The organism is Polycladomyces subterraneus, assembly GCF_030433435.1.
Classification (GTDB): domain Bacteria; phylum Bacillota; class Bacilli; order Thermoactinomycetales; family JIR-001; genus Polycladomyces; species Polycladomyces subterraneus.
On sequence record NZ_JANRHH010000045.1, the window covers coordinates 17841 to 44762 of the forward strand.

A 26922-nucleotide genomic window follows, 5' to 3' on the forward strand; every position below is an offset into this window, starting at 1 on the left:
TTTACAATCGATTATATGTATATCCATGATTCTTTTTCGTTTAGCTTACCCCCGGGTTAAATTCCAATGTGCATTCAGTAGATCACTTATTTCGTCTGTAGTTTTTTTCCGTTCTGATCGACCACGATGAATTTTTTCCCGTCGAGCGCTCCCCGTTTGACAGTCATATACACCCGAGCCGGTTCTTTCTCATCCGTCTGGAACTCGTCTTTTTCCAGCTTCACCACTACCCGTACCACGTCGGGCTTGATTACCTGGAGATTGGTCGGGGTCATTTCATATCCTTCATACTCCGGATTGCCGATCTGTACCAACAACACATCTTCTTCATCCCAAGTAAAGGAATCCTCAAGATTGCCGGGATGTTTCTCTTTGGTATACACCCAAACCCCCGGTGTGGGCTGTGGATCCGGTGCGCCGTTGATCCAGTTGATCGGCTGGAACTCGATCTCCTGATACGTTTCCTGTGGAGCCGTGGCGCCTTCCACATCTTCCTGATTTTGTTTGTCTTTCGCATCACTTGTATTCTCAGATGCCTTGCCATCTTTAGGCGGGTTGCTGATAGCCGAAAGAAGTTGACCGCATCCGGATAATAAACTGCTTATGAGGGCGAAAGATACGAGGATGATGAGTTTTTTAAACATATGTACCCGATTGCCTCCCATCTGTGGACTCCATACAACTTAAAATAAACCCAATATTTACACGCGTCAAGCAGATTGCGTTAAAAAATCATGAATATCGGTAATAAGTATTATATATTAATCTGATTTTGATATATATATCCATATATATAAATAAAAGCCTCTCCAAAAAAAACGGAGAGTTCAAGTTGTTGCAACAATCCATGGCCTCCCGTCTGAAAACCGCCTTTCCCCTCTTAAAAGTGGTTGATCGAATTTCTGACAACGACCTTTGAGCGTAGCGATTCTGGGTCGGGAAAGAAAATGGCGCGTGAAATCGCAAGTGGTTAAAAAGAGAAAACGAAGATTTTCAGTTTTTCTGATCAGCTTACCTTCAGAAACTATGCCTTTCTCTCTTGAGCAGTTTCGTCACAACACGACAACCATCCCAACGGCAGCCAACAGGAAAAACAATGACATCGGAACACCGTCCAGTCGCCGTTGGAAGCGGTGAGCACCCGCCGCATGTTGTTCTCGATCATGGGCCCAGAACGAGCGGTGCCAACGGAAAATCATTTTGAGAGAGCACGTACCCGATCACGCCCCAACCGATCAACAAAAACACGTCAAAACTGTTGTCTTGGAGGGCATTTACCCCGAACACGGAAATGGCGATCATCAGCTAAATATTTCGACAGCGTTTCGATAATCTTGGCAAACATCTTAACCAGTGGCATATTGAGGATCAACAACATCACATTGCCGATGAACATGCTGGCAATCAAGCCCCATGCCACGTGAGGATGTTCCAAAAACAGCAGCGGACCAGGCTGAATGTTGTACAGGATCAGTGCTCCCATGAGGATAGCCGCGTGCCGGAACCAAGAATCCCCAGCGTCAGCATTTGGATCATGGGACCACCGGACTCCCCGTTGTTGGCCGACTCCGGCACGTCTTCTTTCAGCAGGAACGGCAAATGCGAAGCGGTGGCACGACAGACAGTCCATGAAAACAAGATCCCGAAACTGTTCTCCTTTATAAAATGGATCAATTTTTCCTTATCCGTCACATCAAGGTTGTTTCAAAAATTGGCCAAATGATGTCTGCGAAATCAACATCGAATCCGCTGATCGGAAAGAAGCCCGCGCCACAGGGGCTTTCTCCCTCACAGGGAGCGGGATATAATAGTCTCAACGCGGCAGGTCAACGTGATTTCACCCATAAACTTGGCATTGTAGTTAGTAGACATCGGCAGTTGGCTCGACGGAATCACGAATCGGGACGGGAACGTTTCCCAGTTGGATGGTTAAATCGTTGCGGAGAAATATCAAATCATTTTAAGAAGGTGGAAAAATGAAATGGGTCGGAAACCGTGTTTATATTCGTTTTCTAGAAGAGTCAGATGCACAGGCAATACTGGATCTACATATGAGAAACCGGGATTTCTTTCAGCACTACTTACCTGATCGTGATGATGCCTATTTCACTTTGGAAGCGCAATTGCTGAATATCAGAGGTGAGATCGAAAAGCGAAAACAAGGTGAATTATACGCTTTCGGCATATTTTTAAACGCAACAAATGAGCTGATCGGGAAGGTCACTTTATCGGAGATTCTTCATGCGCCTCATCTTCGCAGTTGTTGGATCGGTTATTATCTTGATCAAGCACACAACGGAAATGGCTATATGACAGAGGCCGTACGCCTTGCCGTCAAGTTTGCATTTGAAGAGCTCAACCTTCACCGCATCGAAGCGGGTGTCATGCCGCACAATATCGCTTCTATCCGCGTCCTCGAAAAGGCGGGTTTTGAAAAAGAGGGCATTGCGAGAAAGAATGTGAAGATCAATGGAGAATGGAGAGATCATCAAATTTTGGCGATAATTAATGAAAATGATTAATCCCATTCGGACGAGCGCATCTCGACATGCCCGAGCTGCGCTTTCTTCAACTCCGCATCCAGTTTGCCGGTCAACATGAGAAACACCATACGAAAATCAGCAACCAATGACCAAAACGGATGACCGAACGTCGCTGGTTTGTTTCCCTCGATGAAAAAGTGGCTGTACCACGCCAGTCCGTACGCGATCACAGGCGCCAACAACAGCCACTTCCATTCCAGAGTGACCAACGCCAACACTGCGCACACCACCACCATCGATGTGCCCGCCGCGTGCCACTGTCGCGTCTTCTTCTTGCTGTGCTGTCTCAAGTAATGTAGCCAGAACGATTGAAAATCAGAGAACATGGTGAACACCTCCTCTTTTTGTTTACCGATTCAACATGTCGGTTTGAGATGGGGGTATTTGCGCAATTTCCGATACAACGTGGTTCGGCCGATCCCGAGCAGTCGGGCCGCCTCCGAAAGATTGCCGCGTGCGGCTTGAATCGCCTGAGCAATGGCCTGCTCTTCAGCGTCGTCGATCGAGAGAAAAGGAACCGTCTTTCCCGTTTCGGGCTTTTCGCGCTTCAGGGGAGGCAGGTCCTGTGGGCTGATCCAATCCACCCCACGAATCAAACACGCTTGATAAGCCGACTGCCGGATCACTTGCCTCAGTTCACGGAGATTTCCCGGCCAATCGTGCTGTTCGAGGATGGACCACACCTCAGCTGAAACACCGATCGCACGTCCCAGCTCCTGCTCCACCTTCTCCAAAAAATGTTCCGCCAACAACCGCAGATCGGTTCGTTCCCGAAGGGGCGGCAGAACCAATTCCATCTCGCGCAAACGGTAAAAGAGATCAGCACGGAAACGGCCTTCTGCAACAGCCTGTTCCAAATTCTGATGCGTCGCGGCGATCACGCGTACATCAACCGGGATCGGCCGGTGGGAACCGATCCGGGTCACTTTCTTTTCCTCCAAAACACGTAACAACGCCACTTGTGAAGCGGGCGGCATGTCCCCGATCTCATCCAGAAACAGCGTGCCCCCATCAGCCGCTTCAAACTTCCCTTTGTATCCGTCCTTTCGCGCCCCCGTAAATGCACCTTTTTCGTATCCGAACAATTCCGACTCCACCAGCGTCTCGGGAATCGCCCCACAGTTGACGGCAACAAACGCCCCTTTTCTCCCGCTGGCCTCGTGAACGGCACGTGCCAGCCGATCCTTGCCTGTCCCGGTTTCCCCACGGATCAGCAACGTAAGAGGGGAGGGAGCGATCCGAATCGCCAGCTCAAACACTTCCCGCACCTTGGGACAACCTATCACCAGATTGGAAACGGCTGTCTGTTCGACGGTAGGCCTGTTCACCGGAATCCGACCAACAAGATGAATGCGGAACGTCCGTTTCCGATCGTCTAGGATGGGTTTGGCCACCCAGGAAACGTCCCTGTCCGTGAAGATGGGCTTCAGAACGCTCACATCGTGGACCGAACTGGTAAGCAGTGCTTTTACCTCGTCGGGATCAAACCAACGGGTCAGCGGTTGGCCGATGCAATCTTCCATCGCGTGTCCCAACCACCTAGCCGCGGACTGATTCACCCGGGTGATCAGCCCTTCCGTATCGACGGCGATCATCGGATGACTCAAACTTTCCATCATCGCGTCTGCTTCCCGCAAATGCAAGACCAGTTCACGTCGGGCCTGATGCAACAACAGACGAGCCTGACACGCTTGCGCGGCCGTGATCACCATCCCCAACGTATGAGGATGATGTAGCCGGGCATCGCCGCTGACGTCGAGAATCCCCAACAGTTCTCCCGTCGGTGAATACAAAGGAGCCGCATAGCAGGTCAAAAACCGATTCTCTTCACAATAATGCTGGTTTCCCCAAACCGTAATCGGTTTGGATTCTGCCAAGGCCGTACCGATCGCATTGGTACCTTTCACCCGTTCTTCCCAATTGGCCCCGACATCCAGCCGGACTCGAGACGCACGTTCGGTAAACGGCGGATCCCCCCACTTGGCCACGATATATCCGTCCCGATCGGATACCAACACCATGAAAGCGGAATGCCTCACCTGTGTATACAACGTTTCCAATACTGGCGCGCAGGCCTGGAACAAATCGTGCATCCGCTCCCTCCGGTCTTCCAGTTCGCCGTCGGTCAGCAACTCGTCTTGCACCCTTTTGGGATCGACACCCCATTTGCGACTTCGTTTCCACGACGACACCAACATCGGGGGAAGCTCATTTAGTTTCGGCTCCGTTTGCATAAAATCCCTCCGCGATCGACTGAGACGTGTCTGATACATCATGTCCACTTTCCCATCTCTTCGCTCAGTCAGGGCTTCGGTTTTCGCTCGCTTGGGAAAACATTGCTCCCTTACGAATGACACACGCCCTGAACAAAGCGTTGGCTTCTCATCAGCTGATCAGACACACCCAGTGTCTTCCAAGTTTGAGTATAGCGTTTAAGTTCGGAAATTTCAATTGATTTCAGAAAATCCTGTTTCAAACTGAAACACCGATACACTGCCGGAACACAAACCGGAACAAGTGATAGCCGTGTTTCGGGTTGTGAGCGTCTGGCACGGAATTTGCTCTTTCCTGAGGGGCGGAAGCCCTACCAAACTATTTTTCAAGGAGGCTGGGAAGGATGAGCATCACGTTGTCCGGCTACAAAAAACCCAATACGGAGGGGAGCTTGGTTCACTATCGGTCGCAATATGAAAACTTCATCGGTGGAGAATGGGTCCCGCCGGTGGGCGGAGAGTATTTCGACAACATCTCTCCAGTTGACGGTCAGGTGTTTACCCGTGTTCCCCGCTCCCGAAAAGAAGATATTGAGTATGCTCTGGACAAAGCACATGCCGCCAAGGAAAAGTGGGCGAACACCCCCGTCACCGAGCGTAGCAATATCCTGCTGAAAATCGCCGACCGTATGGAGGAAAATCTGGAGAAACTGGCTTTGTCAGAAACCTGGGACAACGGAAAGCCGATCCGCGAAACGCTGAATGCTGACCTGCCGCTGGCCATTGATCACTTCCGTTATTTTGCCGGCGTGATTCGCGGTGAAGAGGGCAGCATGTCCGAAATTGACGCCAACACGGTATCGCTTCATATTAAAGAACCGATCGGCGTCGTCGGGCAAATCATCCCCTGGAACTTCCCGCTCCTGATGGCGGCGTGGAAACTGGCTCCCGCTTTGGCCGCCGGCAACTGTGTGGTGCTGAAACCGGCGGAACAAACACCGGTTACCATCCTACTCCTCATGGAATTGATCGCTGATCTGCTCCCGCCGGGTGTGGTCAACGTGGTTAACGGTTTCGGGCCGGAAGCGGGTCAACCGCTCGCATCGTCTCCCCGTGTGGGCAAAGTGGCCTTCACAGGAGAAACGACTACCGGGCGCCTCATCATGCAGTACGCCTCCGAAAATATCACACCAGTCACGCTGGAGCTGGGCGGAAAATCGCCGAACATCTTTACGGAAAGCGTGCTGGAAGCCGATGACGAATTCCTGGATAAGGCTCTGGAGGGCTTCACCATGTTTGCCCTCAATCAGGGGGAAGTCTGCACCTGTCCATCCCGTGCTCTCATCCAGGAATCGATCTATGACGTCTTTATGGAACGGGCGCTGGAACGAGTGAAGAAGATCAAAATGGGCGACCCGCTCGATCCAAACACGATGATCGGCGCGCAAGCTTCCAACGATCAATATGAAAAGATCCTGAGCTATATCGCCCTCGGCAAGGAAGAAGGAGCCAAATGCCTTACCGGTGGCCGACCGTATCAAAACGAACGCTACCCGAACGGCTTCTACATCGAACCGACCGTCTTTGAAGGGCACAACAAAATGCGCATCTTCCAAGAGGAAATCTTTGGTCCGGTCGTTTCCGTCACCACGTTCAAGGATGAAACGGAACTGCTGGAAATCGCCAATGACACACTATACGGCCTGGGTGCCGGTCTCTGGACACGCGATGTGCATCAGGCCTACCAAATCGCCCGGAAGATTGAAGCCGGCCGCGTGTGGGTTAACTGCTACCACCTGTATCCGGCACATGCCGCCTTCGGCGGGTACAAACAATCCGGTATCGGTCGGGAAAATCACAAAATGATGCTGGAACACTATCAGCAAACGAAAAACGTGTTGATCTCCTATGACAAGAATCCGATGGGATTCTTCTAAACCCGGGAGTCGGTTTCAATGGAATCGGTCAAACGCGTACTTGTCACCGATGAGGCCAAACGTGTGATTGAGCAATTGCGAGCTGAACACGGCGAGCTGATGTTTCACCAAAGCGGCGGTTGTTGTGACGGTTCCTCCCCCATGTGCTTTCGCAAAGGAGAGTTCCGGGTCGGTTCCAACGATGTGTTGCTCGGCGAAATCGACGGCTGTGAATTCTATATGTCCCGTTCCCAATTCGAATACTGGAAGCATACGCAACTCACGGTGGATGTCACCACCGGTAGGGGGGCCTCATTCTCCCTGGAAATCCCATTGGGTGTGCGCTTTCTCATCCGGTCCCGCCCGTTTACGGCGGAGGAACGGGAACGGCTGGAGCCGATTCGTACCCCCGGCTGATCGGTTCCTGATCCAGGCAGGGTCGTTGGTGATCCTGCCTTTTTCTTTGATTTAGAAAATTGGGGGAGAGCGAGAGGGCAGGAATCCCCCTCAATTCTTTGAGGGGATACACGGACATCCTCTTCTGTTTAAGATTGAAAATTCTTGATATAAGGTATACCAAAATGGTTATGAGAAAAGAATCTTGGCAGTGAAAAGGAACAGCGGTTTATGGCTTTCATTACCATTTCGTATGATCTACCAAATATCGCAGAAAAGTTCTGCGTGAATCAGTTGGTGAGACACTGAAAGAAGCAATAAAAGCACTGTGTCGACATTGAAAGGCTACAGTAAGGACACTTTTTACTAAAACACCCTGAACTTAAGAGCAAACTTCGTAACAGCCATACTTCTAGAACTTGTCACTCTTTTTTCCAGATTCTGGTTTCTAATCGAAAGCATCGAGGTTTATACCTTTGCTCTTGCGGTTAGAAAGCTCAAGCGGATTTGACACGGCACGGCCCGTGACCATGTCCTCCCATCTTGGTTGGCATGGTGTCACTGAACCGAAGTACAGCGCTTCACTGTATGCATCCTAAGTGGAAGCCCCGAATTTATTTGGGGGAGGATGTCACGAGCGTATTTTCATCCGCTGGACAATGGCCAACAATGTAAATGAAAGCAACACCGTGGAAGCAACCCAGTAGGCGGCCAACTGTGTGTCACCCGATTCTACGGCAATATAAATGGCGGTGGGAATGGTTTGCGTTTTTCCCGGGATGTTTCCCGCCACCATCAGAGTCGCACCAAACTCTCCCATTCCTCGCGCAAATCCAAGCACATACCCCGTCAAAAGCGATCGCCACGACAATGGGAGCGTGATATATCGGAATACCTGCCATTCCCCAGCTCCCATTGATCGGGCCGCATCTTCCAATTCCCGATCCACCGACTCAAAACCGTTCTTCAGCGTCTGATATACCAGGGGAAAAGCCACCACAACCGCAGCGATCACGGCCGCCCACCAGGTAAAGAGTACTGGCTGATGAAACAACCATTCAATTGCTTGTCCGATCCAGCTATTTCGCCCCATCAGAACGAGCAGTCCAAAACCGACCACCGTGGGCGGCAAGACAAGGGGCAGGATCAACAAGGTCTCTACCGCACTTTTTCCATAAAAAGAACGTCCTTTCATCCACCATGCAGCCACAAGGGAAAGAACAAACACGAAAATGCTGGCAACCCCGTTTATTTTCAGAGACAACCAAATGGGTGACCAGAAATCCTGATTCATCATACCGGATGATGCGCCTTTTCAAATCCGTATTTTTGAAAGATTTTCATTGCTGTGGGGCTGCGCAACCAATTATAGAAATCTCGTGTTTGCTTGGGGTGCTGGGTCGCTTTGATCATACCGAACGGATACACGATCGGTTGATGCGTTTTCGGATCAGCCTCAGCCACTACTTCTACGTCATGGGCAGTTCGGATATCCGTCCGATACACGATCCCCGCATCGACATTTCCCGTTTTTACATAAGCGAGCACTTGGCGAACATCACCTGCGAACACCAACTTGGATTGCACCTGCTTCCACAAGTTCATGTGTTCCAATGTTTGTTTCGCATATTGACCGGCTGGTACCGTTTCAGGTTGCCCGATAGCGATCGTTTTGATTTGGGGGGATGTGAAGTCGGAAAACCCGCTCACTTTCACGCGGGATTCTTTCGGCACGATCAGGACCAATTCGTTACTGAGCAAATCAGAACGATCACTCGGATCGACAATCCCTTCCCGAACCAACGCATCCATCTCTTTCGCTCCGGCAGAGATAAACAGATCTGCAGGAGCCCCCTGTTCGATCTGTTGTTTCAGCTTGCCGGAAGACGCAAAGCTGGGTACAAGTTGGACGCCGGGATGTGTGGACTCATATCGGGACTTAATTTCTTTCATGGCATCAGTCAGACTGGCGGCCGCCAGTACCGAGATTTCCACCGGTTGTGGATGGGCTTGATTTTCCCCCCGATTGCAGGCAACAACCATCAGCAACAGCAGCACAATTGCAATCCAACTGAACGATTGAGCGAGTCTTCTCATAGGAACCTCCAAAAGAAAATACATTTTTTCATGTTCATGTATCTCGAATCATTTCTATTTTAGCATGAAAAAGCCCGGCCGGTATCTGGCCGGGCGAAGTGATCCACTGCCTGTATTCTGGGAAACCATTGCTTTTCTTATGACTGGCTCCTCATCGCCAACGAGGATATGAGAAAAGTGATCCACTGTGACTTGTTACACACGGCTAAAGCACCAGGGGCACTCTATTTGTCGCCGAGGCTTCTCGCTTCATCTGGCGTGGTAACCCACATTCATCCACAATGGCTTCGTCCAAGCCTGGGTGATTTCGTTTAACGAGTTTTCGCTGGCTATCATCCCTACCCTGAAGGGCGTTTCTCCTCGGTCCTTATAAAAATGGAGGAGCATTTATATGGTTTCGTCTATTCATTTCTGTTTCGGCAGCGGAATCTTCACCTGATACTTGTACGCTGTGACATCGTACGGTCGGATTTTCAGCTTCCTCAGGGACTCGGTAAAGGTCCGGAACTTCCAGCACCCAACGTCCATTGTCGTTAATGACCATTCCCGAATACTCCTTCCCAGACTCATCGTATACCAGCCACAAATCTTCTTTGGCGATCAGGAGGGGATCCTCATTTTCCACCACGGAAGTTTTGGTCAAGTCGACGAGCAGATGGTTCGGCGTTTTTGGCAAGGAGGCGGTTGTTTTGCCCAATCTCGCATTGTTGAGCGTGTAGGCGGCGCGGTTCAACCGGATCGTCTGCTCCCGGCCAGGAATGAACTCATAAGTTTTGTCGGTCAGTTCAGCCAAATAGACGGCATCAAACAGCAAATACAATGGTTTTTTCGGAAGAGGACCGAAATTGTATTCCTCTCCACCGCCGCCTTTGGGAAAGACGTGATAACGCATGACCCATTTGTCCTCATGGTGCGTGCCGGAGATCACCTCGCCACTTTGATCCACGATCTGGTATGCAAAGTGAAGTTCCGGGCGCCGTTCTTTGTGCCTGGCCTCTTCTTGTCCATTCAGTCGAACACCGGCAACAATCTGCGCACTGGTGGGAGTGTAAGACACTTCCTTGAGCGTGAATGCAAACTTTCCGTCGGGGGTCACCCTTTGCTCACCGGGCTTGAATTTTTGCACACGGGCTTTACTGAGATCCAGAGGGATTTTCAACTCCCAATTTCCTTGAACGCCCTGAATGGACTTGGCCTTCACGACCAAGGTGATCCGGGAATTTTTGGGTTGGTTGAAACCCTTTAAACCGACCATTTCCGACCGCCAATCTTTGGCAGGTCTGTGAGACTCCATGGTATTGATCCATTTCCCCTGTGCATCAAACAATTTGGAACGAATGGCCAGAAAATGACGGTCTTTGCTGATGTCGCGCACATCCAGGATCTTGCCGTCCCTCTCCACTTGGTATATGAAATACACCTCATTGGTGTTGGCCAGCACTTCCGTGACACGCAACGTATATCCTTTGTCCGTCACGCTGTAGCCGTTGCGGTATTCATTTTTCTTGACAACTCCGGGGAGTAAACCGAAATCCCGGAAAGTGGCCGTCAAATATTCCGCAAACGTCGGTGAAGCCCAAGCGGTGATTCCGATTCCCAACACCAGAAAAGCGAAGGCCGCGGCGGTTCGCTTCATCCATTTGAATCCGGATTTTCTTGCCCCCGACTTTTCCGGTCCGGCGCCACAGGCGGACTTCCGAGCAATCTTCTCTACTTCCTTCCGCACTTCCGCCACAAAGGAGTTCGGCAGGGACGGTTCGGTCAAAACCTCACGGAACTGCTGATCCTCATCTTTCCACTCGTCCAGCAAAGATCGGCACGCCGGGCACTTCAACAGATGGGCCGCCGTCTGGCTCCTCTCTTCCGGTGACAGTTCACCATCCAGATACGCGAACAACACGTTCAGACCGGGACATTTCATGCTCCATTCCCCGCTTTCCTGAGCGTTTTCTGTTCTCTGAGCTTCTTCCTCGCCCGGTAGAGGCGGTTTTTCACATCATCATCCGTGATGCCTAGCACGTGAGCAATCTCCGCGTAACTCAAATCATCCAGATACTTGAGCAGAAACACCCTCCGGTAGTGTTCTGGCAAGTCATAGATCCGATCCATGAGCGACCGGTATACCTCCTGTTTCAGAACGATGCTTTCAGCGCTTTCGCTTCCGGGCGGCTCCCCATCGGTCGGGACGGCGCCCATTCTGTCGCGCTTCCGGAGTTCATCCACGCAGCGGTTGAAGGCGATCCGATACAGCCAGGTGGAAAAGCGACGTGAAGAATCAAACCGCTGAAGGTTCCGGTACACCTTGATGAACACTTCCTGCGTCAAATCCTGGGCGTCTTCCGGATTACCGATCATCCGGAGCATGAGGCGGTACACGCGGTCCTTGTAGCGGAGAACCAGGGCATCAAACGCATCCAGGTCTCCGGCGAGAACCTTCCGTACCAAGGTCAGATCATCCGGCATGTCCTGCACTCCCATCTGCTGATTTCTGTTTTACCCTTGATACGCCGGAGAGCCGGTGGCTTCTCACCGAAAAAAGAAAAACTCCGCGCCGGGAATGGCAACGGAGCAGAGCATAAAGAAGAACGGGGTATGGAACCCGATTTTCAAATATCAATTTTTCCGCGGCCGCAAAGTACTCCTCATCCAGCAGGGATACATCACTTGGTCTTTCCAGCGGCCCTTGATCTTCAGATTCTTCCGGCCCACCCCCTCCCGGACAAAGCCAGCCTTCTCCAGCACTTGGATAAAAGCGATGTTCGGGCATAACTCCCGTCTCGTTCAGTTGAAGACCCCGCTCTTCGAGGAACGGACAGCCAACCGTACCGTTTCTGTGTCCAGCCACCTGCCGGTGTGCTCCCGGTCGAGGAAATATCCCAGCTTACAGTTCAAAAGCTGCTCCCTGCTGATCCTCACCAGTTTCACATTTACCGATCACCCTGGGCTTTGATGCACTGAAGCGTCATCTACTCACTTGGTCTCTGTCAGTTCCAGAAACAGATCGACATCTTCGAGTACCGTATCCACGGCCGACTGCCAAAATTCCGGTTGCGTCAAATCAACGCCCAAGTGTTTCCTCGCAAGGTCTTCCACCGTCATGCGCCCCGTATCGCGTAACAACGCCGCGTATTTCCGGGCGAACGAAGGTCCCTCTGCTTGTGCTCGGGCGTAAATACCGGTACTGAACAGGAAGCCAAAGGTGTACGGGAAATTGTAAAACGGTGCACCGGTGATATAAAAGTGCAGTTTGGAAGCCCACATATACGGATGGTAGACACTGAGTGCGTGATGGAAACCATCCTTTTGCGCCTGCAACATGAGCGCGTTCAATTCCTCCACACTGACCGGTCCCTGTTTGCGCCGTTCATAAAACCGCGTCTCAAACAGGAAACGGGCATGAATATCCATGAAAAAGGCCACGGCGCGTTGCAGTTTATCTTCCAACAGTTTCAATTTTTCCTTGTTCGAAGAAGCATGGCGAATGGCGGCGTCGGTAACGATCAGCTCCGCAAACGTCGATGCCGTTTCTGCCACGTTCATCGCATAATCCTGAGCAAACTCAGGCAAGTCGTTCATCACGTGCTGATGGTACGCATGACCCAACTCGTGTGCCAAGGTGGAAACGTTGCTAGATGTCCCCGCATAGGTCATGAAAATCCGGGATTGGCGGGAAAGTTTGAAGCTCGTACAGAAACCGCCGGGTCGTTTGCCGGGACGATCCTCCGCTTCAATCCAACGGTTCTCAAACGCATGACGGGCAAACTTCGCCATCTCCGGGTCGAAGTGCCCAAACTGTTCTACGATGAAATTGGCGGCCTCATCATACGGAATCTGTTTTTCCTCTCCCGGAAGGGGTGCACTCAAATCGTACCAACTGAGAGCGTCCACTCCCAGCAACAACGCTTTTCGATCCATATAATAGATCAGGCGGGGCTTGTTTTTCTCGATCACTTGCCACATCGTCTCCAGGGTTTCCGCCGACATTCGGTTGTCATCCAGTGGCTCCTTCAACACCGAATCCCAACCCCGGTGACGGTACAAATTCAAACGATATCCCGCCAAATGATTAAGTGATGCGGCACACAACTCTGCCTCCTGCGACCAAGCCTTTTCCAGCGCGGCAAAAGTGGATTGGCGTACGCGGCGATCGGGATGGGACAACCGGTTGGACGCCTGCCCGACGGAGAGGTGAACGGTTTTCCCCTTCTCCTCCACAGGGATTTGCATCCTGCCGACGACGGTGTTGTACAGTTGACCCCAAGCATGGTATCCATCAACGGACAAATCTCCCGCCAAAGTTTCCATCTCGGGAGAAAGTTTCTCCTTGGCATGTCGACGCCGTTCTTCCAAGTAAAAGGCGATTGGCTGAAGACGTTCGTCTTGCAGCAATCCCGCCCAATCGGAATCCGTCACTTTCAAGAGCGCGTCATCCATCGCCGTCATCGCGGCCCGGTAAGCGGCACCCAATTGCGTGAGTCGCCCTCGCCACAATTTCGCTTTTTCATCCTTTACATCCTGAGCGGTCAAACAACTGACAAAAGCGCTCGCCTGATACAACCGACTGGTGGCTTCTTGTGCACGCGCCAACGTCTCGTACCAACGATCAGGGTTCGCCGGCTTGAGATTGGCCAGTTTCGTGATCTCCCGCTTCAGTTCATCAATTCGCCCCGAAAGGTCATTGACGAACTGTTCAAACTCAGGAGATGCACTCCCTCCTGGAAAAAAGCAATCTAAATCCCATTTCAAGTTATATTTTTGTTTGCTCATGTCATCACCTTCTCACTGATTTCCCATCGTTCATCTCATCCGATGCCAATGCGTTTCTGAATTTTTACATCCGGATTAATCAGGCACGTTCTACTGATTCACTATGTAACAGTGAAGCACAAATTTCCTCTTTTTATCATAGCGCAAGTCGGCAATAAAAAAGAGGGGGAGATCCTCTCTCCCCGGTTAGTTAATGGGTGTGACCGCTAAACGCCTGCAACGCATCCTGCACCAACGTCACGGCCTGAGCCATGGCGGAACCTCCACCGAAAGCGGCGGATACCGCGGCAGCCTCCATGACTTGCATGTCGTTGGCGCCTTGGTCCACCGCTCCTTTCGTATGGTACAAGATGCAATACTCATCATTAGTGAGGACACCCAGCGCCAGACCGATCAGATGTTTGACCTGACTCGAAAGCTCTCCGTCTGTGAAACATGCATGGGTGAATGCATGGTAGTGGCGAGCCACTTCCGGGAGATGGCGCTCCAGCTCACCCAATCCTTCCTTGTATTCCTGCAGGGCGTCTTGAATAACGGAATGGTCCATCAATCATCCGTCCTTTCGGGCATGATGTGATTTGCTTGACAATGCTAGCATTTGCCCTTCATAGGACAGACATGCATGCAACACTCCGTCATTCTACCCGCAGGACGATTTTTCCGATATTCCGGTTTTCTTCCATGTATCGGTGCGCTTCTCGCACTTGTGTCCATGACCAAACGCGGTTGATGATCGGGCGTAACCGCCCATCGGCAAACCGTTGCCATGCAAATCGGGTAAAATCACGGACCAACCGGGCTTTATACGCCACACTCCTGGCACGTAAGGTGGTGCCGATCACATGAATGCGTTTGGCTAGCAACGGTGCCAGATTTACCTCGGCCACCTTGACACCGCCCAATGTGCTGATGAGAACGAGCCGCCCATCTGTAGTCAGGCATTCCACATTTTGATGCCAATACGGCGCACCGACAAAATCGAGGACGGCATGCACACCTGTACCTTCAGTCGCTTCCATTACTTTGGGGGCGAAAGGGCCTTCCTTGTAGTTGAACGCCGCGACCGCACCCAACTCACGACAGAACGCCAGTTTTTCCTCCGTCCCGGCGGTGACGATCGGGATGAAACCGGCTTCTTTGGCCAGTTGAATTGCGGCCGTGCCCACGCCGCTGGCTCCTGCGTGAATCAGTACGTACTGACCCGCTTGGAGATCAGCCAACCAAAACATCGCCTGATAGGCGGTAAGAAACACTTCCGCGATGGCCGCCGCTTCCGTGAAGTCCAAGTGATCGGGAATCGGCATAGCCAACGATTCGGGGATGACGGCATACTCGGCATACCCACCACCTGGAAGCAGACCGAACACCCGATCCCCCTCGCGAAACTGTGTGCATTGCGTCCCCGTCTTTTCCACAATCCCCGCCATTTCCAAACCCAGAATGGGACTGGCACCCGGCGGCGGCGGATATTGGCCGCGCCGCTGCAAAATATCCGCCCGATTGAGGGACGTCGCTTTTACCCGTACCAGCAGCTCGTCCGGTTTGGGTTCGGGAGTCGGATATTCACCCAAGTACAGTTGTTCCACACCACCGGGTTCCTTCACGAGAATCGCTCGCATCATTCGTCTCCTTTCCCGTGATTGGCACAACTACTATCTCTTAGGACGATCAAGACTTAGTCACGTGAAGCCGTGACAGAGACGTCTCACTCGCAGTTCATCAGATCAGGATGACCGTTTTTCCTTCTCCCGTACCACAAGCGGTAGACAGCGCTTCACGTAACACTGTCGGCCATATCACGCACGACCCAGTGCCTGTTTGATCTCCCGCACTTGCTGCTCAAATTCCGCATCGGACAATACCGGCTCCGCCGCCGACGTCTCCCGAATCAGCTCTTCCGGCAAGCGGATCCACGAGCGGCAACCCAGATACTCTTCCAAAATCGGCACTTCCAACGGGCGCTCCAACCGGTAGGTGCGCACCAAAAGCAAATGCAACGGTTGTTTCCGTTTCCACTTCAATCGTTTCACGGCAAAGTCGGGCACCCAGATATGAAACGACGACAAACGATGCAGTGCCTCTTCGTCCGAGATTTCGATGTCTTCAGCCAGGCTGGCAAAGTATTTGACGGTGTTGGTCTGGGCTTCCGGGTTCCACTCTTTCATCGTTTCTTGCAGCCTATCCTGGTATTCCGGTTTGACCAGATCGGCTTGTTCCTGCTGATGTTCATAAGTGGGGTAAAGGAAGAACGCATCCGCTTGCACTTGGAAATGACGGGTTTCCTCATGAATGCCCCCTTTACGCATGAGCAAAATCTGCTTTCCTTCGGCCAGCGCTTCCACTGCCACTGCCCATTCTTTCAATGCGATTGGGGTCAACGTTTGCACCGTCATCTTTATTCCTCCTTCATGCTTTCATTGATCCCGGTCGATCGGCCCCTACCCGCATGCACGTCAGTGCCATCAGCAACCGGGTATTGGGATCGTCATATTGACGGAATCTATGATTGGGCAACAGGTGTGCCGTTTTTGCTTCGGCTCTTCGTGAAGACATTGGTGTCCGGATCCGCCATCTTATTCCCTCTGGAGTATCATGGACAAACTGAATTCGAAGATGAGAGTTGTAGTGATACGTCGTCTCCTGCCACCCTATTGCTCAACAGAACGTACTGTATCCTTATTGTACCATGAACCACATCCGTACACGGCATCCGTTCCGTGACAGATTGGTCAACCAGCATGAAAAAAACACCGCTCCCTAAGCGGTGTATGTTGCTGAGCCTGAGGTGGGACATTCATGATTTCGGGTAAGCCGTTTTTCCACTCTCTCTTCCGGCCAGCTCAGAGGTCGCTCACAGGAATTCGGCCACCTCCTCTTGGGTGTGTCTCCCACATTGCTTCCCCGGCTCGCTCCACCTGCACCCTGCAGGGAAGCAGATGATGACTCTCCGACCCTGCCAGAGCAGGAATCGGGCAAAGTTCTTTGAGGAAATTGCCCGTGATTTCAACTCTACGCTTTTCGAACCTTCGCTCAGTCAGTACTTGGTAAGTCGCTCGCTTGGGAAAACGTTGCTCCCTTACGGAATGACAGACACTCCTTAAAGCCCTTTTCAAAATCTCGACCAAATGGTCCCTGTTTGCTCAGCTCTCTCCGTTTTACGCCCCGGTTGACGCGATGTCCAATCCGGACACGGTCTCCCGTGTCATCGGGATGGTGGAATTTGCCTCTGTGGCTGTTGTTGGCGCAGTTCATCCACCTTTTTCGGATCAGGCGTTGATTCCACCATCTGCTCGACGGCATCGACATGTTTCGGCACTTCGCGATCGCCTTTCATGTTGCGGTTCATATTCGTCCCTCCTTTCTCCTCTCATAAAGTACCTCCAGACTCGAAAACTATACAATTATTTTTATATATTCCAACGATAAAAATGAGCTCATCTCTGATCTGGTGAGCGGGCTGATTTTGTGTTAATGTAATTTCAGTCGTTGTTTGATAGAAACGAAAGGATCGAAGCATCATGGCATGGTTTGTGATTGCCGCGCTCAGTTCGCTCACGTTCGGACTGGCCGGATTCTTCATGAAAGTGAGTGCTGCTCGACGCGGTTCCGTGGCCCATCTGCTCCTGGGCCTGTATCTGACCGGGACTCTGGGCTTTTTTCTATGGATGTGGAGGGAAGGTACATTTCAGGCAGATGTACCGACACTGGTGAGCGGCTTCCTGCTCGGCCTGGGATCGACTCTGGGCAACTTGCTGTTTATGAAGGCGTTGGATCACGGACCCGCCAGCTTGACCACCCCGTTTGTGAACACCAATATTTTGCTGATCATCCTTTTCTCCGTGATCGTCTACGGAGAAAGATTGTCTTGGTTTGAAACCGCCGGGGTAACCCTGTTGGTGCTGGCCATTTTGCTCATTCCCATCGACCGCAACGAAAAACTGGCCATCCGCAACCCGCGCTGGTATGCCCTGGTGTTGACGGCCACCCTGCTGTTCTCATTCCGAAACGGGGGACTCAAAGTGACGCAGGAAATGCACATACCCGGCACACCCGTGTTGTTTTACGGATACCTGATCGGCCTAATCTGGTTTATAGTGGAGATACTCCGGCAACCGCGGTCGAGGGACACGGAATCGCGCCGGGCAGCCAGGACGGGGCTGTTTTGGGGGTTGTTGAGCGGCATCTTCTCGTTTTTAGGCATGCAATTGTACTCCGTCGCACTGATCGACGGTCCCGCAAGCATCGTAGCCCCGATGTTTGCCACTAACAGCCTGATCGTCGCCATTTTGTCCATCCTGATCTACCGGGAGCGATTATCGCTCTTGCAAACCTGCTCCCTCGTCTTTTTGTTCGCCGGTTTGATTCTGATCCGCTTGTGAGGAGGGGATGATTCGTGACCAGCCGCTCAGCGCCTGACTTCTGCCTGCCCACCATTGATGGAGAGAAAACGGTTTGTTTGCGACAATTTCGTGGTCATGCCGTCTGGCTGTCGTTTTGGGTGACGTGGTGCGGAGCATGCCAACAGGACCTCCCGCAAAAAGAGGTACTGTACCGCTTCGTCCGACATCCCCGGTTTACGTTTTTGTCCATCAACGTTACCGGACGGGAATCTCGCCCGGAGTCCGTCCCGGCCTTCCTACGGGAGCATGGGTATACCTTTCCCGTGCTGAAGGATGACGGCCGACGGGTATATGATGCGTTCGGCATCACCTCTGTCCCTGCCACGGTGTTGATTGCGCCTGACGGTACCATCGCTGGCGTTTATGACGAAACCGTGCCGATGGTGGAGATCATGCGGGAGCTGGAGCGGATTTTACCGAAGGAGTGAAGGGTAGGGGGAAGGCAGCATCTTGACGTCGGAATCAAAGAAAGCGTGGCATTTCCGGCGAGCAAACTTTGAGCGAAGCAAAAACCGGTCCGCTTTTATAAGCGGACCGGTTTCCTTCCAATCATGGTTGCACCGATTGTTCCTTGTACCAGCGATATGCCGCGTGCAGGGTGGGGCCGACGTATTGGTTGAGCGGGAAACCGTGGCGGATCGCTTCGGTGATAAACACCTTAGCTGTGCGGACCGCTTCCGAAACGGACGCACCTTTGGCCAGCTCAGCGGTGATGGCCGCCGAATATGTGCATCCGGCTCCGTGGGTGTACGTGGTGTCGATGCGCTCGCCTTCCAGGATGTCGAACGTTTCTCCGTCGTAAAAAACATCGACAGCCTTTTCATGTTCCAACTTGCCGCCACCTTTGACGAGCACGTATTTTGCTCCCAACTCGTGGATTTTCTTGGCGGCTGCTTTCATGTCCTCCACCGTGCGGATCGGGCCGTGTCCGCTCAACTGCCACGCTTCAAACAGGTTGGGCGTCACGACGGTCGCCCGGGGCACCAACACATCGCGCAAGGCGACGGCCGTCTCCGGATGAAGAACCTCGTCCGTTCCTTTGCATACCATGACGGGGTCGATCACCACATTTTTCAATTGATAACGGTCAATCGTCTCCGCCGCCAGCTCGATGATCTCCACGGAGCCCAGCATCCCGGTTTTCATCGCGTCGACACCGATCCCTTCGACGATCGTCTTCATCTGCGCTTTCAACGTTTCTAAGGCAACAGGAAACACTTGATGTGCCCATCCATTGTCCGGGTCCATCGCCACAATTGTCGTCAACGCGGTCATACCATAGACGCCACGCTCCTGAAACGTTTTCAAATCAGCCTGAATACCCGCTCCTCCACTGCTGTCCGATCCTGCGATGGTAAGTACTTTACGAATGCTCATACGTTGTCCCTCCTCATTTCCAAATCCGGTTTTTCCTTCAATAAACGCATGCCATTCAACAACACCAAGATCGTTGCACCCATATCTGCTCCAATTGCCAGCCACAAGGTTAACAACCCCGGTATCGCCAGCAAAAAGGCCAACACTTTGATCCCGACAGCAAACGCGATATTTTGCCGGATGACGCGAAGAGCCGCCCGGCTCAGCCGAACCGTAAACGGCAATTTGCTCAAATCATCGGCCATCAGGACGATGTCCGCCGTTTCCAGAGCCACGTCGGTCCCTGCCCCGCCCATCGCGATTCCCACATCGGCGGTTGCCAGTGCCGGAGCATCATTGATTCCGTCGCCCACCATACCGATCGGGCCACCCGCCTCAGTATATTGGCGGACTTGACGCACTTTATCTTCCGGCAGCAACTCTGCACACGTTTCGTCTATATCAGCCCGACGGGCTACGGATCGCGCCGCCGCCGCATGATCTCCGGTCAACAGCACCGTACGGTGTATACCGAGCTGTTTCAGCGCATGAATCACCTGAACGGCATTATCCCGCAATTCGTCTGTAAGGGCGATGATCGCCAACGACTCTTGATCCCTTCCCAAAACAACGACCGTTTTCCCTTCTTCCTGCAAGCGGTTGATCGTCCCCCGCCAGGGACCCAAATCAAATCCTTCTTCTTCCATCCAACGCGTACTGCCGATCCAATAGGGGGTCCCGGCGATGTAGGCCTTCGCCCCTCGGCCGGGTACGGATTGAAAGTGATCCACATGCGCCACCGGAACCCGTTTTTCCTTCGCCTTCCGAACGATGGCCAGCGCCAGCGGATGTTCGGAAAGCCGCTCAATCCCCGCCGCCAGAACCAACACCTGTGCTTCACTCTGATCCTGCAGGGGGATGATGTCCGTCACCACGGGTTCACCGCGGGTCAGCGTACCGGTTTTATCGAAGGCGATTGTTTGGAGTCTGCCCGCCTTTTCCAGGTACAGACCCCCTTTAATCAGCACACCGTATCGAGCCGCATGGCCGACAGCCGTCACGACGACAACTGGCGTCGAGACGACGAGGGCACAAGGACAAGCCACGATCAGCAGCGCCAACGCTTCATACAGCCAGGGCTTCCACGCCGCTCCCAATGCTAACGGCGGGATGACGGCGATAGCGAAAGCCAATGCCAACACAATGGGCGTATAGACACGGGCAAACCGGTCGACAAACGCCTGTGCAGGTGCACGCTGCTCCTCGGCTTCCCCCACCAAGGCCACGATCTTGGCAATGGTGGTCTCATCCGCCCGTCGTGTCACCCGCACCTCGATCGCCCCGGAATGATTGAGCGATCCTGCGAACACCATATCTCCCTGCGACTTCTCCACCGGAAGGGACTCCCCGGTGATCGCCGCCTGATTGACGGCTGTGCTCCCTTTGACCACTTCGCCGTCGGCGGCGATTTTCTCTCCGGGACGGACGATCAACACGTCTCCCACCTTCAACTCTTCTACGGGAACGGATTGTTCCTCCCCTTCGCGACGTACCGTCGCTGTTTTCGGCGCCCAATCCATCAATGATCTGATCGAGGCGCGTGCGGATTCCATCACGGTTCGCTCCAACCAACCGCTGACACCGAACAAAAAGGCCACTACCGCCGCTTCCTCCCAATAGCTGATGGCCCATGCTCCCGCCACCGCTATGGTCATCAACGCGTTCATATTGAAATCCAAACGTAACAATCCCACTATACCGCGGCGGAAATGGTTCCATCCTCCCAATAAAGTGGCTGCCGCAAACAAACCGATAGAAACCGTCGAAGGAAGCACCAGCCACTCAGCCAGTTCGGCAAGTAAAACAAGCACCAAAGCGGTGGCGCTTGTGAGAAACAACGGATCGTTCAAACGGAACCGCCCCGATCCAATGTGCTCTTCCTGCCTAGCTACACGGATGTCGTCAAAGGCTCCAAGCTGCTCCACTTCCTCGATGCTCAGCTTGCGCCCCGTCACCACCAGCCGGGAAGTGGCCAGATGGACGCGGGCATCGATCACTCCCTCCGCTTGACGCACTTTTTCTTCGAACTTGGCCGCGCAATCGGCGCAAGTCAATCCCGCCAACGGGTAGACATGCTGTTCGCGATGCTTCGCCTGTCCCCTGAGCGTCACCCGTTATCCTCCTTCGAAATCACACATGGATGATTCCCGCTTATCCACATTGTATTGCGAAAAAGCGGAGAATGAAAGCGGTGGGACATTCTCCCCCAATCCCGCCCATACACATAGACCAGAAAGCGAAAGGAGCGAACACAATGAACTGGTTGGAAGCGATGATGCTGGGTATCATCCAGGGACTGACCGAATTTTTGCCAGTAAGCAGCACTGGACATCTCTATCTCGGCCGCCATTTGTTCGGGTTGGATTCGGCCGGTTTGTTCCTGGACACGATGCTCCACCTCGGTACGCTCGCAGCAGTGATCACCGTTTATGGAGACGAACTCGCCGCCATCTGCCGCAATCCGCTGGGAAAAACGGGACGACTGCTGATCGTCGGCACGATTCCCGCGGTAGTGGTGGGCATCACCTGGGAAGACACGTTGGAGGCGATCTCGCAAACGGGTGTCACCATCGGATGGGAGTTTCTTATCACCGGCGCAGTATTATACTGGGCTGGCCGGATAAAAGCAGGTGGTCACAAAGGGATCAATGACCTCACCTACACCGATGCACTATGGATCGGATTGGCCCAAAGTGCGGCCATTCTCCCCGCTGTCTCCCGCTCGGGGATGACCATCGCCGCAGCGTTGTGGCGCAACGTGGAAACATCCGCCGCGGCCTCCTATTCGTTTTTGCTCTCCATTCCGGCCATCGGTGGCGGAGTCCTGTTGCAAGGCGCCAAACTGTTGGACGTGCGGGCAGAGCATATCTCCCTGTCCTCCCTATTGATCGGAACGGCCATGGCCGGGATCTGCGGTTACGCGGCCGTTCGCTGGATGGTCCGCATTCTGAGCCGTGGATCACTCAAAGGGTTTGCCTGGTACGTGTGGGGGTTGGGAGTGCTTATTCTGCTAATGCAGTGGTCGGGACTTTTTTAACCCCAAAGTAATCCGGGCTGTACACGACTTCCAGCTTCAATCGGAACGGGTCTTCGAAAAAGACGGCATAGTAACGGATCGTATCGTGAAACTGCCCCGGGCTGTCATAGAGGATGGGGATATTTCTTTCCCGCAAAAACTGGGCGGTCCGATCCACATCTTCGGCCGAGGCGATATGGTTTAGTCCCGGACGCTTGCGGTGGAACGGCGGATCGGCATACCGCTGTTCACACTGCACCAAACACAGTTTCATCCGCCCGTTATTGTACAGCACCCAATCGGGATGGTCCGCTTCTTTTTCAAATCCGAGAAAATGCATCAGCGGATCGTAGAACGCCACAGCGTGAGACAGGTCCACCACATTGTAATCGAGATGGGAAAAGGAGACACGAACCACGGATCCTACACACCCGCCTTCGGGAGATGATGCGTCAAAGTCGTTTGAACGGCCCCCGCTTCTCCTCCAAATGGAGCGAATCAAGTGAATCGCCCCCATCTCTCCCGACGAAAATCATTCCAACAGGGTGGAGCCCTGTAACAGTTTCCGGGCGATGAGGCGTGCCGGCATTCCTTTTAAAAGGCAATATGGTTCAGTCCCGGACATTTGCGGTGGAACGGCGGATCGGCAAACCGCTACCCACAGTGTATACTATAGCGAGCTGGGAAAACGGAGTGGCAGTGCAAGGGATTCAGGATCAGTGAATTTTGAAATGACTTCTAAAAATGATTGATCATACAGATCTCTGATCCGTGAGCCGTTTACCCCCTGATGCCGCCCGGTCTGCCTGTTCCCGCAGATACCAAGCAATGCCGCCAATGGTCAGCGCGCAGCCCAGGATCTGAACCGTCGTTACCGGCTCGCCCAGGAGCCAGAGAGCCAGCAAAATCGCTCCCACCGGCTCGCCCAGGATCGCCGTCTGGATCGTGACCGCACCGACAAACTTCAGCAACCAGTTAAAGAGTACATGCCCGAACACCGTAGGCGCCAGCGACAGAAGCAGGAAAATCCCCCACTCCCGGGAGGGCCAGTCAAACAGTGGAACCCCATCCGCCAGATTCATCGCCATCAGGAGAAGAGAGGCAACGCCGAACACGGAAAAGCTGTAAACCGTGGAGGACAGCTTGTTTCTGAGCTGCTCACCGATCAGCATATGGATGGCGACCGACAATGCACCAAACGCAGACAAGAGATCGCCAATCCAAGCCGTCCTGCCCACCTGCAGGTCGGCTCCGGCTACCATCACAGAGCCCGCCAGAGCCAGCCCCATGCCACTGAGCGCGACGCGGCCGAACCGCTGACGAAAAGCCAGAAATGCCCCCATAGCGGTGAACAAGGGCGCGGTGTTGAGGAGCACCATCGAACTGGCCACACTGGTATAGTGGAATGAGGAGATCCACCCCCAGAAGTGTAGCCCGAGAAACACCCCGGACAAGATAAGCCATCCCCACTCCTGCCGGCTGAGCGTGGTCCATTCGCCGCGGCGCTTCCACACCCACGGAAGCATCAGCACCATGGTGATCAGCAGCCGGTTCATGCCCAGCACTCCTGCCGGCGCGTCAGACCATTTGATGAAAATAGCGGAAAACGACACCGCCACCACGCCGACAGCCAAAAGCAGCACCCTTATCGGCGCCGGCAACGCTTTCGATTCCATGCTTTCGTCCACGACTCTCTCCCTTTCCTACATACGCCCGTTGTTGTACATCACCCTATCGAGATGGTCCGCTTCTTTTAAAAATCCGAGAAAATACATCAGCGGATTGTAGAATGCCACGGCACGGGACAGGCCCGCCACATTGAAATCGTGATGGGTAACGGAAACACGGCCCAAGGATCATATATACCCGCCTTCGGGAGATAATGCGTCAAAGTCGTTTGACCGGCTCCCTCTTCTCCTTCAAAATGGAGCGAATCAAGTGAATCGCCCCCATCTCGCCCAATGAAAACCATTCCAACAGTGTGGAGCCCTGTAACAGTTTCCGGGCAATGAGGCGTGCCGGCATTCCTTTTTGTGCGAGATGGTGGGTTTCCTCCACCAACTCCAACAAAAAGCGACGTTTCGCCTCCAACGATTTGCGCCCCTCCTTCACTACACCGGCATGGGCGCAAAACACTGTCTCAAACGGATATGCCAAAACGCGCTCAATCGAGGCGATCATGTCTGCCACTGATTCTCCGCGCATACCGTAATGTAATCGGGTCCCCAAAAACAAATCACCCGAAAACAACCATCCTCGCTCTTCTTCCAAATACGCGATATGGTCTTGGCTATGGCCAGGTGTCGGAATGACGCGAAACCGATAACGTTCCGTCTGCAACACTTCTTCTGCGACGGTTCCCGAAACCGGCTCCATCTGCCCCCACACCCATTTCCGATAGACGGGAATGCTCGGAGGCTGCTTCAGGATCCGGGCCGTTTCCTCGCTCATCATCACCGGAATACCATAGGTACGGGCCAACCATCCCGCATTTCCGGAATGATCTTCGTGAAAATGGGTCAGCGCCACGACTGAAGGAGGTTGCTCCGCTGCTAACGCCGCCACATGGTCTCGTGCCCTCGGCGGGCCGGTATCGATCCACAGCCGGTCGACGCAATACCAATAAAAGCGAAGCGTATGCCCCATATACGAAAACGTACCTTTGACTGTCTGGACGTGATCATGATGTTGAATGGATAATTGCAACTTTGTCACCTTGGTCACCCGTGATTCTTCAGGTTGTTTTCTATCTTAGCACAAAACACGCTGACAATATCAGTTTTTTCTCCTTTTCAGGCAAATTGTGAAGGATACACCCAACCGAAGTGGAACATAGAGCAATTGCTAGATTTCCAAAATGATGGAGGGTTCCATATGAACGCCATCGGGTCCTTGATGATCTTGATCGGGGTAATCGCCTTGTATGCAGCCAAAACCGCCATGGGAAACCGCGACAACCGCTATATAGATGCCCAAATCGAACACATGAAAACTCAGAAGGCGAAGCGCCAGGATGCCAAGCGGTCACTCAGCGGTCACTCTATTATTTCGTTGGGGGATTGTTGTTAATCTCAGGTGATATAATCGTTCAGTTTTTGTAACCTTTTTCTCAAATAGAATAAGGAGTGTTCTCCAATGATAAATAGAGAAAGACTTGGACAAGGTTACACAGCAGACATATATCCATGGGAAGAAAATCGAATTATCAAGTTGTTTCACATGGGGATCTCCGTTTCTTCTATCAACCGGGAGTTCTCTGTAAGCAGAGTAGTGGAAAAACTGAGACTAAACGTTCCAAAAGTGTTTGAAAGAAGGCAATACCGAGGAAGGGAAGGGATTATCTACGAGCGGATCGATGGACCTACCTTGACACAAGCAATCTCCCAAGAACCCGAAAATACCAAAAAGTTCTCACACAATCTGGCCGCTTTACATGATGCGATACATCGAAAAAATGGTCTGGGATTACCAGCACAAAAGGATATACTAAGTAGGCGCGTACATCATACGGACTTACTTTCTGCAAACACAAAAAAGTTTATTCTTCGTCATCTTGAGCTTCTACCCGAAGGAAGCCAAGTTTGCCACGGAGATTTTCATACCTATAACATCATCATCTCCTCTCAAGGCACAGCCATCATTGATTGGATGGACGGAACCTGCGGCCATCCGTTGGCAGATGTTGCAAGAACAGTGTTGATTTATCGATTTGCTTCGATTTCTGATCGTGTCGTTGAAAGCTTACGAGATCGCATCATTCAAGAATATCTTAATGCTTACATCCGATTGTCAAACTGCTCTCTGCAACAAATCAACACTTGGGAACTTCCTGTTGACGCAGCAAGATTGACAGAAAGTGTTCCAACAGAAGAAAAGAAGAGGTTACTGTTTCGAATCGAACAGCTAATCAGCCATCAATGAGCTAGATTTCGTTTCTTGACACTCCACACGGCTAAAGCCGTGGGATTCTTGAGTGGTTAACGCCCTCAGTCCATTTCTGTTTCGGGCAACCCTCAAGCTAAGGGGTGTGTCATCACCCATCCCATGCAGTTCTACGTTTCTGCCGTATGTACCCACATGGGCGGCGTACCTGCTACCAGTACGCTAGTTCCTTTTCACTCACTCTCATGGTTTTATCCAGTGGGAGTGATTGGTTCG

Annotated in this window: 28 protein-coding genes and 2 pseudogenes; 9 read left to right on the plus strand and 21 right to left on the minus strand. The window is 52.6% G+C overall.

All coding sequences use genetic code 11. The features are described 5' to 3' along the window. Positions 1-86 precede the first annotated feature (86 nt). The 3 genes and pseudogenes from NWF35_RS12570 to NWF35_RS12580 all read right to left on the minus strand — a co-directional run. On the minus strand, positions 87-644 hold the full coding sequence (locus tag NWF35_RS12570) for a hypothetical protein (RefSeq protein ID WP_301239517.1): 558 nt from the start codon (positions 642-644) through the stop codon (positions 87-89). Between the two features lie 380 nt (positions 645-1024). Then, positions 1025-1572 (minus strand): annotated as a pseudogene (locus NWF35_RS12575) (tripartite tricarboxylate transporter permease); the annotation flags it as partial. A gap of 15 nt (positions 1573-1587) precedes the next feature. Continuing rightward, positions 1588-1692: pseudogene (locus NWF35_RS12580) on the minus strand (FMN-binding negative transcriptional regulator); the annotation flags it as partial. Between the two features lie 284 nt (positions 1693-1976). Between NWF35_RS12580 and NWF35_RS12585 the strand changes: the two are divergent. Further along, the gene (locus tag NWF35_RS12585; RefSeq protein WP_301239518.1) at positions 1977-2522 is read left to right on the plus strand and encodes a GNAT family N-acetyltransferase; all 546 of its coding nucleotides are present in this window, start codon (positions 1977-1979) and stop codon (positions 2520-2522) included. Here NWF35_RS12585 and NWF35_RS12590 read toward each other — a convergent pair. Continuing rightward, positions 2519-2869, minus strand: a complete 351-nt coding sequence (locus tag NWF35_RS12590) for an Mpo1-like protein (RefSeq protein ID WP_301239519.1) — start codon at positions 2867-2869, stop codon at positions 2519-2521. The two genes, NWF35_RS12585 and NWF35_RS12590, sit on opposite strands and share 4 nt — an antisense overlap. A gap of 30 nt (positions 2870-2899) precedes the next feature. Further along, positions 2900-4819: a sigma-54-dependent Fis family transcriptional regulator gene (locus NWF35_RS12595; RefSeq protein WP_494515712.1), complete on the minus strand. Its 1920-nt coding sequence runs from the start codon at positions 4817-4819 to the stop codon at positions 2900-2902. A 341-nt stretch (positions 4820-5160) separates the two neighbouring features. Between NWF35_RS12595 and exaC the strand changes: the two genes are divergently transcribed. Further along, the gene (exaC, locus tag NWF35_RS12600; protein WP_301239523.1) at positions 5161-6693 is read left to right on the plus strand and encodes an acetaldehyde dehydrogenase ExaC; all 1533 of its coding nucleotides are present in this window, start codon (positions 5161-5163) and stop codon (positions 6691-6693) included. 18 nt (positions 6694-6711) lie between these two features. Next, positions 6712-7089, plus strand: a complete 378-nt coding sequence (locus tag NWF35_RS12605) for a DUF779 domain-containing protein (RefSeq protein ID WP_301239524.1) — start codon at positions 6712-6714, stop codon at positions 7087-7089. Between the two features lie 610 nt (positions 7090-7699). Here the strand turns inward: NWF35_RS12605 and modB are convergent. The 11 genes from modB to NWF35_RS12660 form a co-directional block, all read right to left on the minus strand. Continuing rightward, entirely contained in the window at positions 7700-8365 is a 666-nt protein-coding gene (gene modB / locus NWF35_RS12610; protein WP_301239525.1) for a molybdate ABC transporter permease subunit, read from the minus strand. Next, entirely contained in the window at positions 8362-9165 is an 804-nt protein-coding gene (modA, locus tag NWF35_RS12615) for a molybdate ABC transporter substrate-binding protein (protein ID WP_301239526.1), read from the minus strand. Before modA ends, modB begins: the two co-directional genes overlap by 4 nt. Positions 9166-9532: 367 nt before the next feature. Further along, a complete protein-coding gene (locus tag NWF35_RS12620; RefSeq protein WP_301239528.1) occupies positions 9533-11086 on the minus strand; it encodes a DUF4179 domain-containing protein in 1554 nt (517 codons plus the stop codon). Then, on the minus strand, positions 11083-11628 hold the full coding sequence (locus NWF35_RS12625) for an RNA polymerase sigma factor (protein ID WP_301239529.1): 546 nt from the start codon (positions 11626-11628) through the stop codon (positions 11083-11085). The genes NWF35_RS12620 and NWF35_RS12625 overlap by 4 nt, the downstream gene beginning before the upstream one ends. Continuing rightward, positions 11618-11932 carry a hypothetical protein gene (locus NWF35_RS12630; protein ID WP_301239530.1) on the minus strand — a complete coding sequence of 105 codons (315 nt, stop codon included), beginning with the start codon at positions 11930-11932 and terminating at the stop codon, positions 11618-11620. The genes NWF35_RS12625 and NWF35_RS12630 overlap by 11 nt, the downstream gene beginning before the upstream one ends. 14 nt (positions 11933-11946) lie before the next feature. After that, entirely contained in the window at positions 11947-12090 is a 144-nt protein-coding gene (locus NWF35_RS12635; protein ID WP_301239531.1) for a hypothetical protein, read from the minus strand. A 45-nt stretch (positions 12091-12135) separates the two neighbouring features. Further along, positions 12136-13932 carry a M3 family oligoendopeptidase gene (locus NWF35_RS12640; protein ID WP_301239533.1) on the minus strand — a complete coding sequence of 599 codons (1797 nt, stop codon included), beginning with the start codon at positions 13930-13932 and terminating at the stop codon, positions 12136-12138. Between the two features lie 190 nt (positions 13933-14122). Next, positions 14123-14479 carry a carboxymuconolactone decarboxylase family protein gene (locus NWF35_RS12645; protein WP_301239535.1) on the minus strand — a complete coding sequence of 119 codons (357 nt, stop codon included), beginning with the start codon at positions 14477-14479 and terminating at the stop codon, positions 14123-14125. An 88-nt stretch (positions 14480-14567) separates the two neighbouring features. After that, positions 14568-15551 (minus strand): NAD(P)H-quinone oxidoreductase, encoded by a 984-nt coding sequence (locus tag NWF35_RS12650; protein ID WP_301239536.1) that lies wholly within the window; start codon positions 15549-15551, stop codon positions 14568-14570. A 177-nt stretch (positions 15552-15728) separates the two neighbouring features. Further along, positions 15729-16325 (minus strand): DUF1802 family protein, encoded by a 597-nt coding sequence (locus tag NWF35_RS12655; RefSeq protein ID WP_301239538.1) that lies wholly within the window; start codon positions 16323-16325, stop codon positions 15729-15731. 809 nt (positions 16326-17134) lie between these two features. Continuing rightward, the gene (locus tag NWF35_RS12660) at positions 17135-17278 is read right to left on the minus strand and encodes a hypothetical protein (RefSeq protein ID WP_301239539.1); all 144 of its coding nucleotides are present in this window, start codon (positions 17276-17278) and stop codon (positions 17135-17137) included. 172 nt (positions 17279-17450) lie between these two features. On the opposite strand from NWF35_RS12660, the gene NWF35_RS12665 reads away from it, so the two are divergent. Together NWF35_RS12665 and NWF35_RS12670 are read left to right on the plus strand one after the other, a co-directional pair. After that, positions 17451-18311, plus strand: a complete 861-nt coding sequence (locus tag NWF35_RS12665) for a DMT family transporter (protein WP_301239541.1) — start codon at positions 17451-17453, stop codon at positions 18309-18311. A 14-nt stretch (positions 18312-18325) separates the two neighbouring features. Beyond that, a complete protein-coding gene (locus tag NWF35_RS12670) occupies positions 18326-18760 on the plus strand; it encodes a TlpA family protein disulfide reductase (RefSeq protein ID WP_301239543.1) in 435 nt (144 codons plus the stop codon). Between the two features lie 121 nt (positions 18761-18881). Here NWF35_RS12670 and pdxK read toward each other — a convergent pair whose 3' ends face one another. Both pdxK and NWF35_RS12680 read right to left on the minus strand, forming a co-directional pair. Then, entirely contained in the window at positions 18882-19709 is an 828-nt protein-coding gene (pdxK, locus tag NWF35_RS12675; RefSeq protein ID WP_301239545.1) for a pyridoxine/pyridoxal/pyridoxamine kinase, read from the minus strand. Continuing rightward, positions 19706-21859, minus strand: coding sequence for a heavy metal translocating P-type ATPase (locus tag NWF35_RS12680; RefSeq protein WP_301239546.1), 2154 nt, complete (start codon positions 21857-21859; stop codon positions 19706-19708). Before NWF35_RS12680 ends, pdxK begins: the two co-directional genes overlap by 4 nt. Before the next feature lie 143 nt (positions 21860-22002). Here NWF35_RS12680 and NWF35_RS12685 point away from each other — a divergent pair, with 143 nt between their 5' ends. Further along, positions 22003-22785 carry an undecaprenyl-diphosphate phosphatase gene (locus NWF35_RS12685; RefSeq protein WP_301239547.1) on the plus strand — a complete coding sequence of 261 codons (783 nt, stop codon included), beginning with the start codon at positions 22003-22005 and terminating at the stop codon, positions 22783-22785. Here NWF35_RS12685 and NWF35_RS12690 read toward each other — a convergent pair. Next, positions 22751-23266, minus strand: coding sequence for a VOC family protein (locus NWF35_RS12690; protein ID WP_301239549.1), 516 nt, complete (start codon positions 23264-23266; stop codon positions 22751-22753). The genes NWF35_RS12685 and NWF35_RS12690 overlap by 35 nt on opposite strands. Before the next feature lie 77 nt (positions 23267-23343). On the opposite strand from NWF35_RS12690, the gene NWF35_RS12695 reads away from it, so the two are divergent. Further along, positions 23344-23487 (plus strand): hypothetical protein, encoded by a 144-nt coding sequence (locus NWF35_RS12695; protein WP_301239550.1) that lies wholly within the window; start codon positions 23344-23346, stop codon positions 23485-23487. A 29-nt stretch (positions 23488-23516) separates the two neighbouring features. On the opposite strand, the gene NWF35_RS12700 is transcribed toward NWF35_RS12695, so the two are convergent. Both NWF35_RS12700 and NWF35_RS12705 read right to left on the minus strand, forming a co-directional pair. Then, positions 23517-24452, minus strand: a complete 936-nt coding sequence (locus NWF35_RS12700; RefSeq protein ID WP_301239551.1) for a DMT family transporter — start codon at positions 24450-24452, stop codon at positions 23517-23519. Between the two features lie 199 nt (positions 24453-24651). Beyond that, positions 24652-25488, minus strand: coding sequence for an MBL fold metallo-hydrolase (locus tag NWF35_RS12705; protein ID WP_301239552.1), 837 nt, complete (start codon positions 25486-25488; stop codon positions 24652-24654). 150 nt (positions 25489-25638) lie between these two features. On the opposite strand from NWF35_RS12705, the gene NWF35_RS12710 reads away from it, so the two are divergent. Beyond that, the gene (locus NWF35_RS12710) at positions 25639-25833 is read left to right on the plus strand and encodes a hypothetical protein (protein ID WP_301239553.1); all 195 of its coding nucleotides are present in this window, start codon (positions 25639-25641) and stop codon (positions 25831-25833) included. Between the two features lie 66 nt (positions 25834-25899). After that, a complete protein-coding gene (locus NWF35_RS12715) occupies positions 25900-26685 on the plus strand; it encodes a phosphotransferase (protein WP_301239554.1) in 786 nt (261 codons plus the stop codon). Positions 26686-26922: the final 237 nt, after the last annotated feature.